Origin of the sequence: Janthinobacterium sp. P210005 (genome assembly GCF_036231865.1) — a bacterium.
Classification (GTDB): Bacteria; Pseudomonadota; Gammaproteobacteria; order Burkholderiales; family Burkholderiaceae_D; genus Janthinobacterium; species Janthinobacterium kumbetense.
Genome location: NZ_JAZARC010000002.1, coordinates 56,878 through 74,766, shown reverse-complemented (window position 1 = coordinate 74,766; position 17,889 = coordinate 56,878). Strand labels below are relative to the sequence as shown.

Sequence of the window (17,889 nt, the reverse complement as noted above, 5' to 3'; positions counted from 1 at the left end):
TCGCCGAGGCGATATATCATGGGTGCTTGATGTGGTATATTGTTTTTATGTTTTTGTTATGCTAGTTGAAAAAAATAGAGGAGCGACGATGCGGGTCAATACGCCTATCACGCAAAATGAATACGTATTAAATGAAGGCATGACGATTGTTTCCACCACGGATTTACAGGGAAACATCAATTACGCCAATCAGTATTTCATTGAAGTCAGCGGTTTTTCAGAAATGGAACTGCTGGGTGCGCCACAGAATATCCTGCGCCATCCCGATATGCCGGCCGAAGCGTTTGCCGACCTGTGGGACACCATCAAGACGGGCATGCCCTGGACCGGCATGGTCAAGAACCGCTGCAAGAATGGCGATTTCTATTGGGTCTTCGCCAATATCACGCCCGTCATCGAAAGCGGCCGCCCGATCGGCTATATGTCCGTGCGCACCAAGCCCACGCGCGAGCAGATCAACGAAGCGGCAGCCCTGTATAAAAGTTTCAAAGACGGCAATTCCGCCAACCTGGCGATCCGCAATGGCCGCGTCGTGCGCCAGGGCTGGGCCGCCAAGCTGGCCGAGTGGAGCAAGCTGAGCCTGTCGCAAGACCTGGCCCTGCATTGCATCGTCTTCGGCGTGGTGCTGGCCATCCTCGGCTGCGCCGTGTGGAATATCGACGGTGACACGAGCACGGCCACGCGCAGCTGGCTCAGCGGTGCCGCCGCCGCCGCCGTGGCGCTGATGCTGTATTTCTGGGCCCATCTGCACAATTCCCTCGTCGCCCCGCTGGGCGACGCCATCACGGTAGCGCGCAAGATGGCCGGCGGCGACTTGACGGGCGTCATCGACAAGGTGCGCGACGATGACATGGGGCAATTGATGGCGGCCTTGCGCCAGACCAACATCAACTTGCACAGCATCATCGGCGACGTGCGCGCCAACTTCGAGGATATCCGCATCACCACGGCAGAAATTGCCACGGGCAATATGGACTTGTCCAGCCGCACGGAATCGCAGGCGTCCAGCCTGGAGCAGACGGCGGCCAGCATGGAAGAACTGACGTCGACCGTGCAAAACAGCGCCGACCATGTGGCCACGGCCAACGACCTGGCGGCGCAGGCGTCCACCGTGGCGGCCAAGGGCGGCACCATCGTCAGCGAAGTGGTCACTACGATGGATGAGATCAGCTCGTCGTCGCGCAAGATTCTCGACATTATCGGCTTGATCGACGGCATCGCCTTCCAGACGAATATCCTCGCCTTGAACGCGGCCGTGGAAGCGGCCCGCGCGGGCGAGCACGGTCGCGGCTTTGCCGTCGTGGCCGGCGAAGTGCGCAGTCTGGCGCAGCGCTCGGCAACGGCCGCGAAAGAAGTGAAAAACCTGATCGACCATTCGATCGCCACCGTGAACGCGGGCAGCGTGCTGACCAGCAATGCGGGCGCCACCATGGCGGAAGTGATCGCCTCGGTAGCCCGCGTGACGGAAGTGATGGACGAGATTTCCTCGACCACGCGCGAGCAGAACCAGGGCATCGGGCAAGTCAACCAGGCCGTCATCCACATGGATGGCATCACGCAGCAGAATGCGGCGCTGGTGGAGCAGGCGGCCGCGGCCGCCACCAACCTGGCGCAGCGCACCGACAGCGTGGCCCAGTCGATCGGCATTTTCAAGCTGAAGGCGTCGCCCAAGCGCAAGGTTGCCGGCGTGGGCCGCAGCGTGGGCGCGGGCGTCGCGTCGCGGGCCTTGCTGAAGGCACGATAAGCATGTCAGTCCCGCCAGCGCCATGCTGGCGGGAATCACTTCCGTACCTGATACACCTCGCCGCCGCGCACCTGCTTCACCACCCCATCCCCGCCAAACAGAATCACATATTCCCCCTGCGCGCCCGAGGCCGCCGGATAGGTGTACATCCACACTTCCTTGCCGCTTTCGAAACGGATGGACGTGCTGTCGCCCAGTGCGGCGCGCACCTGTTCGCGCGTGCTGCTGCCCACTTGCACCGTCTGTTCCAGGGTGGCGTAGGGAACATTCTTGCTTGCTTGCAAGGCGCGCGTGCCGGAGCAGGCGGCCAGCAGCGTCAACAAGATCAGCGACAGCCACTTCATGGCGCCACCTCGTCCATGTAAGTAAATTCCAGCAGGGTGTCGTCCGGCCAGTTGTTATCCCACAAGGGCGCGTAGTACGTGCGGTCAAGCAAGACCTGGCAATCGCAATAGGGCAGCGAGGCGGGCGTTTGCTCGCCGCCCGCGTACAGCATCGTGAACGGCAGCGCCAGGCGGCGCTCGCCGTGCACGAGGGTCACGCCGAACAGGGGACGGTCCGTGAAGAACAGATAATTGCCATCCGGCTCGGAACACACTTTATCTGTGCTGTAGAGCATGCTGGACAGCCAGGCGATGATTTGCGGGTCGTTCGAGATCAGGCCCGAATCCATGCCGGCGCGGCATTCCAGGCGCAGGTCGCCCAGGCGCCGCGTGCCGGGCGGCAAGCCGGGCGTGATGACTTGCGCGCGCCAGCTCATGGTGGTGGCCTTGCGGTTGGCCAGCAGCACGGCATCTTCGCGCGCCGCTTGCGCATTGCGCACGGGGGCAAAGCTGTTGTCTTCAGCCAGGGGCAAGGGGATGCTGACCGTGTCGCCGGCGATGCGCAGTTGCACGCCCGCCATGTCCACGCCGGGCTGGCGCGGCAGCAAGCGGAAGCGCAGCACGGCCTGCGGCGCCAGCGCATGGTCGCGCTCGAAGCGGTCCACGCCCTGCAGCATCTTGCGGTAGGACTTGTCGACGGGGTCGCGCGTGGCGTCCACCTTCACCTGCGGCACGGGCGCGGTTTGCGCCAGCGCAATAGGGCCGTGGAGCAAGCCTATGATCAGCAGTAATCGATAAATACGCATGGCTTGATGCTACGCCTTTTTTCGCATCCGCCACGCACGGGTGGGCGTGTCAGTATTCGCTGTATTTGCGCGCGTCGCCGCGCACCTGCTGCGCCGGGTATTTCTGTGCGTTCAGTTGCATCTTTTCCAGCACGGCCGCGTGCAGGTCGACGCCGCTCTTGTCGGCCAGGCGCACCAGGTACATCAGCACGTCGGCCAGTTCGTGGCGGATGCCCGTGCGCTTCGCCTCGTCCAGTTCGCTATCCGCGCCCGTGGCCAGCCACTGGTAGTGTTCCGCCAGTTCCGCCACTTCCACGGACAGGGCCATGGCCAGGTTTTTCGGCGTGTGGAACTGGTCCCAGTCGCGCTCGTCGGCAAAGGCGCGCAGGCGCGCGCGGATGTCAAACAGGCTGTCGCTGGGCGCGCTCATGCCGCCGCCTGAAGCGGTTTTTCCATGAAGACACTGAATGGGTCGTCGGGATAGTCGCCGTACGGTCCGCGCCGCTGGTAGCCGTGGCGCGCGTACAGGGCGATCGCCTCGGGCTGGTGGATGCCCGTTTCCAGGGTCAGCAAGCGGCAGCCGCGCGCCAGCGCCTGCTCTTCCAGCAAGGCCAGCAAACGTTTCGCCAGGCCCAGGCCCCGGCTGTCCGGGTGCACGTACATGCGCTTGACTTCGCCGAAAGCGGGCGTGACGACGATGGCGCCGCAGGCCCGTGCCGTGCCCGCCGCATCGCGGGCGACGGCAAACAGCAGGGTATCGGAGGGCACGGACGCCAAGTCCAGCGAGTAGACGCACTCGGCCGGATACAGGGTCTGTTGATATGCATCAAGCTCGGCGATCAGGGTTTGCACGTCGGCTTGCTGCGGCGATTCCAGGCGGATGGTCATGGGGAGGTCGAATGAATGGGACTTCCCCCATGGTATCACTGCGGCCGCGCCAGGCGCAGCGTCAAGCCGATGGGCGACATTACAAAACCCATTAGTTCCTGCGCTTCGCCGCCATCGGGCGTGTCGACGCCGGCGATGTCGAAGCTGCCCAGCAGCATGGCCATGGCGATCTTGATTTCCAACAAGGCCAGGTAGCGGCCCGGACACGTGCGCAAGCCGGCGCCGAAGGGCATGGCGGCGCGCTTGTTGTTCGCCTCGCCCCCTTCGGCCAGCCAGCGCTCGGGCTGGAAGGCTTGCGCGTCGGGAAAGTGCGCATCGGACACCGTGTCGTGGCGCATCACGCACCACACGAGGGTGCCGGCCGGCACGGCGATATCGGCGATGACCGTGTCGCGCAGCGCTTCCACGGGCAGGAAGGGCGCCACCGGCTTCAGGCGCATGGCTTCGCTGGCGCAGGCGCCCAGGTAGTCGAGGCTATCCATCTGCTCGATCGTGAAGCGGGCCGCGTCGGGCGCCAGGCGCCGCACTTCCTCGCGCGCCCGCGCCAGGGTGTGCGGATGGCGTTGCAACAGGTAAATCATCCAGGACAGCGTATTGGCCGTCGTATCCTCGCCCGCCAGCAGCATGGTCAGCACATTGCCGGCCACGGCGCGGTCGTTCACGCCGCTGTCCTTTTCGTCGGCGGCGGCGATCATCGCTTCGAGCAGGTTGGGCGGATGCTCGCGGCGTGCCGGGTCGCGTGCCATGCGCGTGCGCGCCTGCTGCACCAGGTCGGCCACGGCGGCGGACAGGGCCGCCACGTCGCGGTCCAGCCGGCGGTCGACGGGCAGCTTGACGTAGCGCCAATACGGGAACATCGACAGGCTGCGCCGCGCCACGGCGGGCAGGATGGCGTCCATGTGCCGCTGGATCACGTCCTCGCCCGCTTCCAGCGTATTGACCTCCGTGCCGAAGGCGAGGCCGGCGATGATGTCGACCGTGTAGCGTTTCAGGTCGCCATCGAGGTTGATCGCTTGGCCTTGCGTGGCGGCAAGATGCCAGCGCCGCTGCAGGCGCTGCGCCACCGTCGCCAGCGCCGGGAAGTAGGCCTTGACGGCGCCGGGCGCCATGCCGGCCATGACCATGCGGCGCTGGTTGCGCCATTCCGTGCCCTCGGCCAGGAACAGGCCGGGGATGCCGCCCATTTCCTCGGAAACGATGGAGCTGCTCAGGGGGCGGCGAAAGCCGTCGGGCCGGTCGCGCAGCACCGCGCCGACGGCCTCGCTGTCGGCCACCACCAGCACCAGGGTGCGGCCGAACCAGGCGCGCAGGTAGGGGCCGTAGCGCCGTACCCACTCTTCCACGTCGCGGTGGATGCGCGTGAGCTTGATCTGCAGGCTGTTGCCGACGATGGGCAGGGCGAATGGCCCCGGCAGGCGGCGAATCTGGCGCAGGGCCGTGGTGGCGGGCGCGGCGGCGTGATCGAGCGGGGGCATGGCGTACTCCTGGTGGATGGCGACAATGACTTCACTGTAGCGCGCTTGCGCGTCCGCGTCTTGAACGAATACGACATCGGGCGCGGCCGGAAATTGCCGGTACAATCGTCGCCATGCCTGCCGCCCCTACGCCCCTGACCCGCCTGATCGCGCCGCGCACGGCGCTCGCTTCCTGCGTGCGCGCCTTCCTCGTGCGCGACACCACGGGCTGCGCGCCGCTGCCGCCGGCGCAGCGCCTGAACCGCTTTCCCGCCGCGCCCATGTGCAGCATCGTCTGGACCGTCGCGGGCGACGTGGAAGCGGCAGCGCCGGGCCTGTCGCTGCGGGACGTGCGCATGCCGCCCGCGCTGTTCGGCGGCCCCCGCTCGTATCCGCTGGTCAGCTACAACCCCGGCCCCGTGCATACGTTTGTGGTGATGTTTTACCCGGCCGCCCTGCATGCGTTGTCGGGCGTATCGATGGATGGCTTGCTGGACCAGTTCCGCCCGCTCGACGCGCTGTTCGATGGGGACTGGCTGGCCCTGTCGGACGCCGTGCTGGCGGCGCCCGACGATGCGGTCCGCGTCAGGCTGGTGGAGGATTTTCTCGCGCCGCGCTGGGCGCTGGCGCGCAAGAGCGGCGACCATCCTGCCGGCGCCGTGCAGGACTGGGTGCGCCGCCTGGCCGTGCAGGCGGCATCGACGGGCCTGGCCAGCAGCGCGCGCAATATCGAGCGCCGCATCAAGGCCTGGGCCGGCCAGCCCATGCGCACCTTGCGCCGCATGCGCCGCGCGGAACAGCTGTTTCTCGACGAGCGCGGCGCCATCTTGCAGGGCACGGCGTCCTGGTCCGACGTCGCCGCCAGCGGCGGTTACGCCGACCAGGCCCATTTTTGCCGCGAGACGCGCGAAATCACGGGCTTGAGCCCCACCGAGCTGGCGCGCGCCATGCGCGACGATGAAAGCTACTGGATATACAGGGTGTGGAGTTGAACAGGATTTGTTACCCGGTGTAGACGACGCCTTTGCGCAAGGTCACTTCATGGTGCCCCGCGCCGGGCGCCATCATGGGGAAGCAGTTTTCCGCGCCATGCACGCGCACGTCGAGGAAGTACGGGCCCTCGGCCGCGAGGCAGGCTGCCAGCGCCGCGTCGAGCTCCTCGCGCCGGCTCACCGTGTGCGCCTGCCAGCCGAACGCGCGCGCCAGGGCGACGAAATCGGGCAGCGCTTCCGTGTAGCTGTGGCTGTAGCGCCCGCCATGGATGAGTTCCTGCCACTGGCGCACCATGCCCATGTAGCCATTGTTCGACAGCACCACTTTCACGGGCAGGCGGTGCTGCACGGCGGTGGCCAGTTCCTGGATATTCATCAAGATCGACGCATCGCCGCTGATGCACACGACGCGCTTGCCCGGATGGGCAATCTGCGCGCCGATGGCGGCCGGCAAGCCATAGCCCATGGTGCCGGCGCCGCCCGAGGTGAGCCAGCGGCGCGGCTGCTCGAAGCGCAAATGCTGCGCCGCCCACATCTGGTGCTGGCCCACGTCGGTGGAAACGATGGCGTCGCCGCCGTCCATGCTGTCCAGCGCCGCCTGCAGGCGCCGCATCAGCGCCTGCGGCGCGATCACCTCCGGCGTATCGTCGAACGCCAGGCTGTCCTGGGCGCGCCAGGCGTCGATGCGCTGCCACCACGGCTGGCGGTCCGCCAGCAGGCGTCCGCGCAGCTGTGCCAGCAAGGCGGCCAATACGGGGGCGCAATCGCCGCGCAGGGCCACGTCGGCGCGCACCACCTTGTGTATGGAGGCCGGGTCGATGTCGATGTGGATGACCTTTGCGCCAGGACAAAACGCATCCAGGCGGCCCGTGACCCGGTCGTCGAAGCGGGCGCCGACGCAGACGATCAGATCGGCATGGTGCATGGCCAGGTTCGCTTCCAGGGTGCCGTGCATGCCCAGCATGCCGAGGAAGGCCTGGTGCGAGGCGGGAAAGGCGCCCAGGCCCAATAAGGTCAGGGTGCACGGCGCGGCGGCCAGTTTCACCAGTTGCTGGAAGGCGGCGCAGGCATCCAGGCCGGAATTGACGAGGCCGCCACCGCCATAGAACACGGGCTGGCGCGCGCCGGCGATCAGGCTGGCGGCCCGTTCCAGGTCGGCGGGCTGCGGCAGGGCAGCGGCAGATGCGGCGGGCGGCAGCGGCGCGTGCTGCGTGACGGGCGCCAGCTGCAGATCCTTGGGAAAATCGACCAGCACGGGGCCGGGCCGTCCCTGCGTGGCTTGAACAAATGCTTCGTGCACGACGGCGGCCGTTTCCTCGGCCGCGCGGATTTGCCGGTTCCACTTGGTGACGGGGCGCGAAATGCCCAGCGCGTCGCATTCCTGGAAGGCGTTCGTGCCGATGCTGGTGCTGGCCACCTGGCCGCTGATGCAGATGACGGGCACCGAATCGCACAGGGCGTCGAGCAAGCCCGTGGTGGTGTTGCTCATGCCGGGGCCGGAGGTGACGAAGACGACGCCAGGCCGGCCCGTGCTGCGCGCATAGCCTTCGGCCGCGTGCACGGCCGCCTGTTCGTGGCGCACCAGCACGTGGCGCAGGCGGGGCTGCGCGTGCAGCGCGTCGTACAGGGGCAGCACGGCGCCGCCCGGGTAGCCGAAGACGGTGTCGACGCCCAGGGCCAGCAGGGTGTCGATCAGGGTGCTGGCGCCGTTGCGCGGCGCAAGGTCGGCGGCGGGAGCGAGGAGGGGAGCGGGATCGGGTTTCATGGCCTTATTTTCTGCCTGATGCGGCAGAAAAGGCTGCTGGTTTTCTCGTATAGAATGCGATATTCAGTAAAATTTGCTGTGAAATAAGGATATGACAGAATGAAACTGGATAAATTCGACCTCGCCATCCTGACGGCCCTGCAGCAGGATGCCCGCATCAGCCTGCACGACCTGAGCGCCAAGGTGGGCCTGACCTCGTCGCCATGCTGGGCGCGCATCAAGCGCATGGAAGACGTTGGCGTCATCGAAGGCTACACGGTGAACGTCAACGCGGCCAAGGTGGGGCTGGCCGACACCGTCATCGTGCAAGTGACGCTGGACGACCATTCCGACCAGGCCCTGTTCGAATTCGGCCACGCGCTGGCCATGATCCCGGAAGTGCTGGAAGCGTTTCTCGTCTCCGGCGACTACGATTACTATCTGCGCATCGCGGTGAGCGACACGCGCGACTATGAACGCCTGCTGCGCGAGCGTTTATATAAAATTCCCGGCATCCGCCACAGCAAATCGAGTTTCGTGTTGCGCCAGCTCAAACAGAGCTACCTGCCCTTGCAACGCTAGTTCCCCCGCACGGCGGGAGTTTTTCCCTAGTCCATCTCCCGGTGGTTGTCCGATACTGGACATTAATAAAAACCACGATAAAATCACTGGGGACTAGCATGAAACTGACTTTATTGGCTGCCGCCGCCATGGCGCTGTGCCAGGCGCAGGCCGCTGACCTTGCCGCTGACGCCAGCCTGGCCGCGAGCCTGGCCACCTCGGGTGACTTGCCCACCGTCATCATCACGGGCAGCATGCCGCTGCCCACCGTGGACCAGCCGCGCGACACCCTGGCCGCGCCCGTGCAGACGGCCAGCGCGCAGCAGATCGCCCGCAGCGGCGCGCTCGACATCTCCGCCTTCCTGCGCCGCAACCTGGGCAGCGTCGTCGTGAACGAGGTACAGAACAATCCGTTCCAGCCCGACGTCAGCTACCGCGGCTATACGGCGTCGCCCCTGCTGGGCACGCCGCAAGGGCTGTCCGTGTACCTGGACGGCATGCGCCTGAACCAGCCGTTCGGCGACGTCGTCAGCTGGGACTTGATCCCGCGCATGGCCATCGCATCGCTGACCCTGATGCCCGGCTCGAACCCCCTGTTCGGCTTGAATACCCTGGGCGGCGCGCTGGCGCTGCAAACCAAGGATGGACGCAGCAGCCCCGGCACCGCCATCGATGCGCGCCTGGGTTCCGACAAACGGCGCGCCGTCGAGGTCGAGCATGGCGGCAGCAATGCGCAGGGCTGGCACTGGTATGTGACGGGCAACCGCTTTAAGGAAGACGGCTGGCGCGACGATTCGCCGTCCGACGTGCGCCAGGTGTTTGGCAAGCTGGGCTGGAGCGATGCGCGCACGGACATCGCCGTCACCGTGGCCCACGCGGACAATGCGCTGACGGGCAACGGCTTGCAGGAACAGCGCATGCTGGCGCGCGATTACCGCAGCGTGTATACCAAGCCGGATTTGACGGAAAACAAGTCGACCCTGCTGAATCTGACGGGCAAGCACCAGGCCGGCGCGGCCTTGCTGCTGTCCGGCAACGTGTACTACCGCAAGATCGACACGCACACGTTCAATGGCGACTTGAACGACGAGTCGCTCGACCAGTCCGTCTACCAGCCAGGCGCGGCCGAGCGGGCGGCCCTGGCGGCGGCCGGCTACACGGGCTTTCCCGCCAGCGGGGCGAACGCGGCCAATACGCCTTTTCCCAAGTGGCGCTGCATCGCCAACGTGCTGCTGAACGACGAGCCGGCCGAAAAATGCAATGGCATGCTCAACCGCAGCCATACGCGGCAGGAAAACTATGGGTTTTCGGGCCAGTTCACCGTGCTGGCCGACCTGGCGGGAGCGCGCCATGCCGTCACGGCCGGCGCCGCCTATGACACGAGCCACGCCACGTTCCGCCAGACGAGCCAGTTCGGCTACCTGAACCCGGACCGCAGCATCACGCCTGTGAGCTTCTTTGCCGACGGCACGGAAATCGATGACGACGGCACGCCCGTCGACAACCGGGTCGACTTGAGCGGGCGCATGCGCACGTGGAGCGTGTATGCGAGCGACAGCATTGCGTTGAATCAAGACCTGACCTTGACCGTCTCCGGCCGCTACAACCGCAGCACGGTGCGCAACCGCGACGCCATCACGCCCGGCGGCGGCAGCGGTTCGCTGGACGGCGACCACCGTTTCAGCCGCTTCAATCCCGCCATCGGCCTGGCGTATGCGCCGGCCGCAGGCATCAGCGCGTATCTCGGCTACAACGAAGGCAGTCGCACGCCGACGGCCATCGAGCTCGGTTGCGCCGACCCGGAAAACCCGTGCCGCCTGCCCAACGCCATGGCCGGCGACCCGCCACTAAAGCAGGTCATCACGAAGACGTGGGAAGCGGGCGTGCGCGGCCAGTGGGGCGAGGTGGCCCGCTGGAGTGCCGGCGTGTTCCGCGCGGAAAATCACGACGATATCCTGTTCGTGGCCGACAACCAGGCGGGGTTTGGCTATTTCAAGAATTTCGGCAAGACGCGCCACCAGGGCGTGGAGCTGGCGCTGGATGGCAAGGCGGGCATGCTGGACTTCGGCGTCAACTACACGTGGCTGCAGGCGACGTATCAAAGCCGGGAGCTCGTCAACGGCAGCGCCAACAGCAGCAGCGATGCGGACGCGCCCGGCCTGGAAGGCAATATCGTCATCACGCCCGGTAAGCGCATTCCCTTGACGCCCAGCCATATCCTGAAGGCGCACGTGGATATTCAGGGCGGACACGACTGGACGGTGGGCCTGGCCATGACGGCCGTCTCCAGCGCGTATGCGCGCGGCAATGAAAACAATGCGCACCAGGCGGGCGGGCCAGCCTACCTGGGCGCGGGCAAGAGCGGAGGCTATGCCGTGGTGGAATTGAACGGCAAATACCAGCTGACGCCACGGCTCAGCGTGTTTGCCCAGGTGAATAACCTGTTCGACCGGAAATATGCGACGGCGGCCCAGCTGGGCGCGACGGGTTTCGACGCCAACGGCAATTTCGCCGCCCGCCCGTTGCCCGCCGTGAACGGCGACTATCCGATGGTCAATGCGACGTTCTATGCGGCCGGCGCGCCGCGCAGCGTGAATGTGGGCGTGCGCTATGCGTTTTAAGGATGGACTTGCTCGATGATGCCATTGCGCAGCGCCAGGTGCACGAGGGCGGCGGGGCCGGGCACGTCGAGCTTTTCCTTGATGCAAGTCTGGTGGTTGGCCACCGTCTTGCAGCTCACGTGCAGCAGGCGGGCGCAGTCGGCAGCGCTGCGGCCTTCGGCCAGCAGGCGGAAGATTTCGAATTCGCGCTGGCTCAGGCTGCTCAAGCGGTCCGCTTCCATGTTGGCCGTGCCTTGCAGTACGCCGGGCGCGCTGTGCGGGTCCAGGTAGCGCCGGCCCGCGTGGGCGGCGCGCACGGCGTCGACCAGGTGTTCCGGGTCGGCCTGCTTGCTGACGAAGCCGCAGGCGCCGCCGTCAAACGCGCGCGCGATGAGCTGGGGCGTGTCGTGCATGGTAAACACCAGCACGCGGGCGCCCGCGTCGCGCGCGAGCAGCTTGCGCAGCAATTCCAGGCCGCCGATGCCGGGCATGGACAAATCCGTCACGCAGACGTCGGGCGCGTGCTCCTGGTACAAGCCATACGCCGTTTCGCCATTGCCCGCCTCGGCCACGACGGCGATGTCGCCGCCCTGTTCCAGCAGGCGCCGGTAGCCCGTGCGCACTACCGGGTGGTCGTCCACCAGCATCACGCGGATCGGCCGCATGCCGCTGTGCATGGCGTTCATGGCGCTCATGCCACGCACCGTGCCGCCAGGGCCACTTCGATGCGCAAGCCGTTGCCCAGCGCGCTGATCCAGCGGATGTGGCCGCGCAAGCCCGCCACGCGCTCGCGCATGCCCAGCATGCCGAAACCGTCTGCTGGCGTCTTGTCCTGGCGCAAACCCCGGCCATTGTCTTCGATGGCCAGGTGCAGCAAGCCGTGCGCATCGGCGCGCAATTCCACCGTGGCCCGGTCGGCGCCCGCGTGGCGCGCCACGTTCGTCAAGCCTTCCTGCACCAGGCGGTAGATGGCGGTGGCGGTGCTGTCGTCGAGGCCGGCGGGGATGGCGTGCGGCGCGAAATGGCAGGCGATGCCGTGCTGCTGGGTCCAGCTGTCGCACAGCGCCTGCAGCGCCGGCGCCAATCCCAGGCTGTCGAGCACGGGCGGGCGCAGCCGGCGCAGCATCGTGCGCACCATCGCGTGCAGCGCTTCCGACGAGCGGGCGATGCTGGCGGCGCACGCCTGCACGTTTGCCTGGTCGCCCTCGCGCGCGCGCAGGATGTAGCTGGCGGCGGCGCGGATGGCCGTGCAGTCCTGTCCCACTTCATCGTGCAGCTCGCGCGCCAGCGCGCAGCGCTCCTCTTCCTGCGCGCGCAGCAGGCGCTGCGTGAGGGCGCGGTTTTGCGCCAGCAGCAGCGCCACCTGGCGGCCGCGCCGCAGGGCAAAGCCGGCCAGCGCCAGCACCAGCACCAGCAGGCTCAGGGCCAGTTCATCGAGCTGCCAATGCTCCTGGCGCCAGAGCGACTGCGTCAGCCGTTCGGCCAGGTCCAGCCTGGCGGCCAGCAGGAAAAAAGCCAGCGCCAGTGCGCAGCACAGCAGGACGGTCCGGCGCGGCCGGGCGTGCGCGCTTGCCTGGGCGCCAAATTGATGGTGTTCCATGATGCTGCTCCCTGAGCACGGTCGATCTTCTTGTTGTGCAAGCTTCATGCCATCGGCGCAAGGGCGCGAGGGGCCGCTCATGCGGGGCGGAGGGGACAGGCAAGTGTTCCAGGATGGAACAGGTGTACCGCGATGTGACGGGGAGGACGACGCGGCAGGCGCGGTTTTCGAGCTTATCCGAAGTCGGGCCGGTCCGCTGGCGTACGCGTCTGCAGTGTGCGCTCTTGTTGTTCAAATGTAACGTTGAGATTCCTCAAACTTTCATAGATAAAACAAAACAAAGTTTCGCGGAGTTAGATAAAAAATAAATAAATGATATTAAAAATATGATATTTGTTTTATACGATTTGCTATATTTGTTGACACTTTTGTGAAAAAGCTGAAAGCGGGCGTCAGACCTGCCGACCTATCTATCCACAACAATCAAGGGAATAGAATGAATCGTTTATCACATGCGCGGGTATCGCCCGCCACCGCCAATCCGCCCGCTACCCGCGGTCGCGTCGCCGTCCTTGCCGCGCTGGCCACCTTGTCCGTGCTGGGCTCGGCACCGGCCCTGGCCGGTGTCCTGACTTTCGACAACTTGCGTCCCGACGTGTATGAAAGCGGCCAGACGCTCAATACGTCGAGCTACAACCTGCTGTTCCTGGCCGACCCGACGACGGCGGCCGGCGGCGGCGTCAGCGGCGTGGGCGCCATCCTCGATGGCCGCGTGGGTTCGTCGTGCGATATCGCCGCCTGCCCGCAGGGCGCCACCGGCAATTACCTGGCTATCCTCAACGATGGCGGCGTGAATTTCACGCGCGCCGACCACCAGGCATTCACCCTGGCCGGTTTCGATTATTCCTTTATCGCCCCCGTGTCCGGCTTGCCGAACCAGAATTGGGGCCAGCTGCAGCTGAGCGGCACCCTCAGCGACGGCCAGGTGATCAGCACCTCGCTGGCGTTTCCCGGCCAGGGCAGCGATGGCAATTACCATTTCCAGAGCGCTTCCCTGCTGGGCGGCTTCAGCAACTATGCGTTTACGGGCCTGAGCTTCAACGCGTGCATCTTCAACGACACGGGCGCGTGCAGCAATTCCCTCGATTTCCCCGCCTTCAACCAGGGCCAGTTTGCGCTCGACAATATCAATATCAGCGCCGTGCCGGAACCGTCGACCTACATGTTGATGCTGGCCGGACTGGGCGCCATCGGCATGCTGTCGCGCCGCCGCAGCGGCAAGTTCGCCGCCTCCACCGTGCAAGGAGCATGAGATGAAATTACGTCCCGTTTCACTCGGCATCCTCTTGCTGGCCGCCAGCCTGGCGCAAGCGGCGCAGGCGCAGGAACGCCGCTCCTACATCGTGCAACTGGTCGACAAGCCGGCCGCCACCTACACGGGCCAGGTCGACGGCCTGGCCGCCACCAAGCCGGCCCCGGGGGCGCGCATCAACGTGGGCGCCGCCGACGTGCAGGCCTATTTGAGCTACCTCGACACCAAACAGGCCGCCGTGGCCGGCACCGTCAGCGCGGCGGAAATCACGCACCAGTACAGCGTCGTCTTCAACGGTTTTTCCGCCTTGCTGACGGACGATGAAGTGCGCGCCCTGAAGAAAAACAGCGGCGTGGCCAGCATCAGCGCCGATTCCATCCTGCAGCTCGACACCAGCTACACGCCCAGCTTCCTGGGCCTGGACAAGCCGGGCGGCATCTGGGAGCAGCTGGGCGGCAAGGCGCACGCGGGCGAAGACATCATCATCGGCATCGTCGACAGCGGCATCTGGCCCGAGAACACGGCCTTTGCCGACCGCCTCGACGAGAATGGCGTGCCCAGCCACAGCGGCAACAACGTCGTGTATGGCGCGCCGCCGGCCAGCTGGCAGGGCACTTGCCAGACGGGCGAAGGCTTTAGCGCCGAGAATTGCAACAATAAGCTGATCGGCGCGCGCTACTACCGCGCCGCCACGTCGGCGCTGCACTGGACGGAATTCATGTCGCCGCGCGATTCCGTCGCCGGCCTGACGGGGCACGGCGGCCATGGCACGCATACGGCGTCCACGGCGGGCGGCAACAATGGCGCCCTGGCCACCTCGAACGGCGTGTCGCTGGGCAAGGCGTCCGGCATGGCGCCGCGCGCCCGCATCGCCGCCTATAAAGTGTGCTGGACGGCCGCCTCGACGGGCCGCAACGGTTGCGCCACGGCCGACAGCGTGGCCGCCATCGACCAGGCGGTCAAGGATGGCGTGAACGTCATCAACTTCTCCATCGGCCCGAACGCGGGCGGCGGCGCTTTCGACGAACCGACGGAAGTGGCCTTCCTCGGCGCGGCGGCAGCCGGCGTGTTTGTCGCCACGTCCGGCGGCAATTCCGGCCCGGCCACGCCCGCACCCGACGTGCCGGCGCCTGTCTCGCACATCAGCCCGTGGCTGGCGACGGTGGCCAATTCCACCCACAACCGCCTGTACGCGGCCAACGTCACTCTCAGCAGCGGCTCGAAACTGGAAGGCGCATCGAGCAATGCGAATACGCCGGCGCTGCCGCTGATCCAGTCGCGCGACGCGGGCCTGGCCGGCGTGCTGCCGACGGATGTCAACTTGCTGCGCTGCTTCGGCGTGGCCGATGCCACGTCGGCGTATCTGGACCCGGCGAAAGTGGCGGGCAAGATACTCGTGTGCGACCGTGGCGGCAACGTGCTGGTCAACAAGAGCGCGAACGCCAAAACGGCGGGCGCGGCGGGCGTGATCATCGCCAACGTGGCCGGCGGCGCCAACACCGTCATCAACCAGGCGCACGCGCTGTCGACCGTGCACCTGGCGCAGGCGCAGGGCGACGCGCTGAAGGCCTTCATGGCGGCGACGCCCGACGGCACGGCGGCATTGGGCGAAATCCACACCACCGCCGACACGACGGTGCTGGCGCCGATCGTCAGCGACCGTTCCTCGCGCGGACCGAACGTGGCCAACGCGAACATCCTGAAACCGGATCTCTCGGCGCCCGGCACCAACGTGCTGGCCGGCGTGACGGCCGACCTGACGCAGGCGCAGCGCGATGCCGTGGCGGCAGGCGGCGTGGCGCCGGCGGCCGAGTGGGATTTCTATTCCGGCACCTCGATGGCCAGCCCGCACGTGGCGGGCGTGGCGGCACTGCTCAAGCAGCAGCATCCTGACTGGTCGCCCGCGGCCATCAAGTCGGCGCTGATGACGACGGCCTTCAGCACGTATTCGGATGGCTTGAACGGTTCCGTGTCGTGGGATGCCACGGCGAAGAACTCGGGCCAGCTGCCGTGGGGCCAGGGCGCCGGCCACATCGCGCCGAACAGCGCGGCCGATCCGGGCCTCGTGTACGACATGTCGGAAATCGACTATGCGCGCTTCCTGTGCGGCCTGAACCTGAAGGTCTACAGCGCCGCCACGTGCCAGGCCATCGGTACGATCGCGGCCTATAACCTGAACCTGGCGTCGCTGACGGCGGCCAACGTGCTGGGCACGCAAACCCTGACGCGCACGGTGACCAACGTGGGCGCCAGCAGCGCCGTCTACAACGTCTCGGCCAGCTTGCCCGGCTATACGGTGGCGGTGACGCCAACGAGCCTGAGCCTGGCGCCGGGCGCCAAGGGCCAGTACCAGGTCAAGCTGACGCGCACCACGGCGCCGGCCAATACCTGGACCTACGGCGCCCTGAGCTGGACGGATGGCACGCACACGGTGCGCAGCCCGCTGACGGCGCGCGGCACGGCGCTGGTGGCCATTCCGCTGGTCAGCAGCGAAGCGGCCACGGGCAGCAAGGTGCTGACCCTGGGCACGGGCTTCTCGGGCGCGCTGGTGGGCGTCAAGTCGGGTCTCGTCGAAGCCGTGCGCCAGGCGCGCACGATCGGCCAGGCGACGACGGGCGCCGCCGCATCGGCTGCCTGCAAGGCGGGCGGCGCCACGGGCGTGAACGTGCACAATGTGGTGATCCCGGCCGGCACCCTGGCGGCGCGCTTTGCCACCTACGATGCGGAAACGACGGGCGGCGCGAATACCGACATGGACATGGAGGTCTACAACGCCGCCAATGTGCTGGTCGGCAGCAGCGGCAATGAAAGTTCCAATGAGCAAGTGGAACTGCGCCTGCCCGCCGCCGGCACCTACAAGGTGTGCGTGATCGGTTTTGCGCCGCAAAACGGCCAGGCCGACTACACCTTGTCGTCGTGGGTGCTGGCGCCGGGCTTGTCGAATGGCGGCTTCAAGGCGCTGATGCCGGGCACGGCCTACACGGGCGGCACGGCGACTGTATCGCTGAGCTGGTCCAACCTGGCCGAAGGCAAGCGTCACCTGGGCGCCGTCGGCTACCAGGTGGCTGGCGTGGTGCAGGGCGTGACGGTGGTCGAGGTCAATACCAATGATCCCGTGCCGCTGTTCCAGAACGCGCGCGGCGCCAAGCCGGTGCTGGCTGAGTAAACCGTTCTTTGCTTGAACGCAAGGCGTGCCTTCGGGCACGCTTTTTTTTTTATTCACTCCCCCCGTTCGGGAGGAATAGCACTTGCATGGAGGTAACGCCAACGGTATCTTGTCGGATAGCCATGGCTTTGTGCCCTGGCATTCTTGGGGAGTCGCGCGTGACCAGTTTCCGCACCAATACCGACCGCCTGCTGGAAGTGCGCCTGCAGGATGAAAAAGTGCTGGCGATTGCCGGCGCCATGGTCGCCTATACGGGCAGCATCAAATTTGAAAAATCCCTGCTCGGCGGCGAGGGCCTGTTCGGCGCGCTCAAGCGCAAGGTGACGAACGAAGGCATGCAGGTGATGCAGGCCGCCGGCACGGGCACCGTGTTTTTCGCGCAGAATGCGGCCGAGATCACCGTTATTCCGTTGACGGGCGAAAAGCTGACCATCGAAAGCAGCAGCCTGCTGGCCTACGACACGAGCCTGAAGACGGGCACCAGCTTTGCGGGTCTGCGCGGTGCCAGTTCGGGCCAGGGCCTGTTTTCCACCACCGTCGAAGGGCACGGCAACCTGGCCGTCATTTCGCGCGGCAACCTGATCATGCTGGAAGTGACGCCCGCGCACCCGCTGCGCGTGGACCCGGACGCCTTCGTCGGCTTCAAGGGCGATATCCGCCAGGAATTCGTTTTCGACGTCAACTGGCGCACGATGATCGGCCAGAGCTCGGGCGAATCGTACCAGCACAAATTCACAGGCCAGGGCGTGGTGTTCATCCAGCCCGCCGAACGTTAAGTCA

The 17,889-nt window shown here is 66.2% G+C and carries 15 protein-coding genes; 7 read left to right on the top strand and 8 right to left on the bottom strand.

Annotated features, from left to right (window positions below; translation table 11 throughout):
- The first annotated feature begins 88 nt into the window (after positions 1-88).
- Positions 89-1,744, top strand: coding sequence for a methyl-accepting chemotaxis protein (locus tag VPH40_RS10325; RefSeq protein WP_328573393.1), 1,656 nt, complete (start codon positions 89-91; stop codon positions 1,742-1,744).
- A gap of 35 nt (positions 1,745-1,779) precedes the next feature.
- Here VPH40_RS10325 and bamE read toward each other — a convergent pair whose 3' ends face one another.
- From bamE to VPH40_RS10300, 5 genes are read right to left on the bottom strand one after another with little or no spacing between them, the layout of a single operon-like run.
- Positions 1,780-2,088: an outer membrane protein assembly factor BamE domain-containing protein gene (gene bamE / locus VPH40_RS10320; RefSeq protein WP_328573392.1), complete on the bottom strand. Its 309-nt coding sequence runs from the start codon at positions 2,086-2,088 to the stop codon at positions 1,780-1,782.
- Positions 2,085-2,873 carry a hypothetical protein gene (locus VPH40_RS10315; protein ID WP_328573391.1) on the bottom strand — a complete coding sequence of 263 codons (789 nt, stop codon included), beginning with the start codon at positions 2,871-2,873 and terminating at the stop codon, positions 2,085-2,087. The genes bamE and VPH40_RS10315 overlap by 4 nt, the downstream gene beginning before the upstream one ends.
- 49 nt (positions 2,874-2,922) lie before the next feature.
- Entirely contained in the window at positions 2,923-3,282 is a 360-nt protein-coding gene (locus VPH40_RS10310; protein ID WP_251349277.1) for a nucleotide pyrophosphohydrolase, read from the bottom strand.
- On the bottom strand, positions 3,279-3,740 hold the full coding sequence (locus VPH40_RS10305) for a GNAT family N-acetyltransferase (protein ID WP_328573390.1): 462 nt from the start codon (positions 3,738-3,740) through the stop codon (positions 3,279-3,281). Before VPH40_RS10305 ends, VPH40_RS10310 begins: the two co-directional genes overlap by 4 nt.
- A gap of 35 nt (positions 3,741-3,775) precedes the next feature.
- Complete coding sequence (locus VPH40_RS10300) at positions 3,776-5,215, bottom strand: cytochrome P450 (RefSeq protein WP_305063335.1); 1,440 nt, start codon at positions 5,213-5,215, stop codon at positions 3,776-3,778.
- A 113-nt stretch (positions 5,216-5,328) separates the two neighbouring features.
- On the opposite strand from VPH40_RS10300, the gene VPH40_RS10295 reads away from it, so the two are divergent.
- A complete protein-coding gene (locus VPH40_RS10295) occupies positions 5,329-6,186 on the top strand; it encodes a helix-turn-helix domain-containing protein (protein ID WP_251349274.1) in 858 nt (285 codons plus the stop codon).
- 10 nt (positions 6,187-6,196) lie between these two features.
- On the opposite strand, the gene ilvB is transcribed toward VPH40_RS10295, so the two are convergent.
- Complete coding sequence (gene ilvB / locus VPH40_RS10290; RefSeq protein WP_328573389.1) at positions 6,197-7,951, bottom strand: biosynthetic-type acetolactate synthase large subunit; 1,755 nt, start codon at positions 7,949-7,951, stop codon at positions 6,197-6,199.
- A gap of 99 nt (positions 7,952-8,050) precedes the next feature.
- Between ilvB and VPH40_RS10285 the strand changes: the two genes are divergently transcribed.
- Together VPH40_RS10285 and VPH40_RS10280 are read left to right on the top strand one after the other, a co-directional pair.
- Complete coding sequence (locus tag VPH40_RS10285) at positions 8,051-8,512, top strand: Lrp/AsnC family transcriptional regulator (RefSeq protein ID WP_328573388.1); 462 nt, start codon at positions 8,051-8,053, stop codon at positions 8,510-8,512.
- A 98-nt stretch (positions 8,513-8,610) separates the two neighbouring features.
- On the top strand, positions 8,611-11,112 hold the full coding sequence (locus VPH40_RS10280; protein WP_328573387.1) for a TonB-dependent receptor: 2,502 nt from the start codon (positions 8,611-8,613) through the stop codon (positions 11,110-11,112).
- On the opposite strand, the gene VPH40_RS10275 is transcribed toward VPH40_RS10280, so the two are convergent.
- Both VPH40_RS10275 and VPH40_RS10270 read right to left on the bottom strand, forming a co-directional pair.
- Positions 11,109-11,786 (bottom strand): response regulator transcription factor, encoded by a 678-nt coding sequence (locus tag VPH40_RS10275; RefSeq protein WP_257218760.1) that lies wholly within the window; start codon positions 11,784-11,786, stop codon positions 11,109-11,111. The two genes, VPH40_RS10280 and VPH40_RS10275, sit on opposite strands and share 4 nt — an antisense overlap.
- Positions 11,783-12,691 (bottom strand): histidine kinase, encoded by a 909-nt coding sequence (locus tag VPH40_RS10270; protein WP_099665604.1) that lies wholly within the window; start codon positions 12,689-12,691, stop codon positions 11,783-11,785. The genes VPH40_RS10275 and VPH40_RS10270 overlap by 4 nt, the downstream gene beginning before the upstream one ends.
- A gap of 436 nt (positions 12,692-13,127) precedes the next feature.
- Here VPH40_RS10270 and VPH40_RS10265 point away from each other — a divergent pair, with 436 nt between their 5' ends.
- From VPH40_RS10265 to VPH40_RS10255, 3 genes are all read left to right on the top strand, one after another.
- Positions 13,128-13,943, top strand: a complete 816-nt coding sequence (locus VPH40_RS10265) for an NF038120 family PEP-CTERM protein (protein ID WP_099665602.1) — start codon at positions 13,128-13,130, stop codon at positions 13,941-13,943.
- A gap of 1 nt (position 13,944) precedes the next feature.
- Positions 13,945-17,109 (top strand): S8 family serine peptidase, encoded by a 3,165-nt coding sequence (locus tag VPH40_RS10260; RefSeq protein ID WP_328573386.1) that lies wholly within the window; start codon positions 13,945-13,947, stop codon positions 17,107-17,109.
- Between the two features lie 122 nt (positions 17,110-17,231).
- Positions 17,232-17,885: an AIM24 family protein gene (locus tag VPH40_RS10255; protein WP_077399203.1), complete on the top strand. Its 654-nt coding sequence runs from the start codon at positions 17,232-17,234 to the stop codon at positions 17,883-17,885.
- Positions 17,886-17,889 lie beyond the last annotated feature (4 nt).

What these genes read in the sequence shown, in the direction of transcription:
- VPH40_RS10325 (WP_328573393.1), top strand. Translation starts at nt 89, where the DNA reads ATGCGGGTCAATACGCCTATCACGCAAAATGAATACGTATTAAATGAA.
- bamE (WP_328573392.1), bottom strand. Translation starts at nt 2,088, where the DNA reads ATGAAGTGGCTGTCGCTGATCTTGTTGACGCTGCTGGCCGCCTGCTCC.
- VPH40_RS10315 (WP_328573391.1), bottom strand. Translation starts at nt 2,873, where the DNA reads ATGCGTATTTATCGATTACTGCTGATCATAGGCTTGCTCCACGGCCCT.
- VPH40_RS10310 (WP_251349277.1), bottom strand. Translation starts at nt 3,282, where the DNA reads ATGAGCGCGCCCAGCGACAGCCTGTTTGACATCCGCGCGCGCCTGCGC.
- VPH40_RS10305 (WP_328573390.1), bottom strand. Translation starts at nt 3,740, where the DNA reads ATGACCATCCGCCTGGAATCGCCGCAGCAAGCCGACGTGCAAACCCTG.
- VPH40_RS10300 (WP_305063335.1), bottom strand. Translation starts at nt 5,215, where the DNA reads ATGCCCCCGCTCGATCACGCCGCCGCGCCCGCCACCACGGCCCTGCGC.
- VPH40_RS10295 (WP_251349274.1), top strand. Translation starts at nt 5,329, where the DNA reads ATGCCTGCCGCCCCTACGCCCCTGACCCGCCTGATCGCGCCGCGCACG.
- ilvB (WP_328573389.1), bottom strand. Translation starts at nt 7,951, where the DNA reads ATGAAACCCGATCCCGCTCCCCTCCTCGCTCCCGCCGCCGACCTTGCG.
- VPH40_RS10285 (WP_328573388.1), top strand. Translation starts at nt 8,051, where the DNA reads ATGAAACTGGATAAATTCGACCTCGCCATCCTGACGGCCCTGCAGCAG.
- VPH40_RS10280 (WP_328573387.1), top strand. Translation starts at nt 8,611, where the DNA reads ATGAAACTGACTTTATTGGCTGCCGCCGCCATGGCGCTGTGCCAGGCG.
- VPH40_RS10275 (WP_257218760.1), bottom strand. Translation starts at nt 11,786, where the DNA reads ATGAGCGCCATGAACGCCATGCACAGCGGCATGCGGCCGATCCGCGTG.
- VPH40_RS10270 (WP_099665604.1), bottom strand. Translation starts at nt 12,691, where the DNA reads ATGGAACACCATCAATTTGGCGCCCAGGCAAGCGCGCACGCCCGGCCG.
- VPH40_RS10265 (WP_099665602.1), top strand. Translation starts at nt 13,128, where the DNA reads ATGAATCGTTTATCACATGCGCGGGTATCGCCCGCCACCGCCAATCCG.
- VPH40_RS10260 (WP_328573386.1), top strand. Translation starts at nt 13,945, where the DNA reads ATGAAATTACGTCCCGTTTCACTCGGCATCCTCTTGCTGGCCGCCAGC.
- VPH40_RS10255 (WP_077399203.1), top strand. Translation starts at nt 17,232, where the DNA reads ATGGCTTTGTGCCCTGGCATTCTTGGGGAGTCGCGCGTGACCAGTTTC.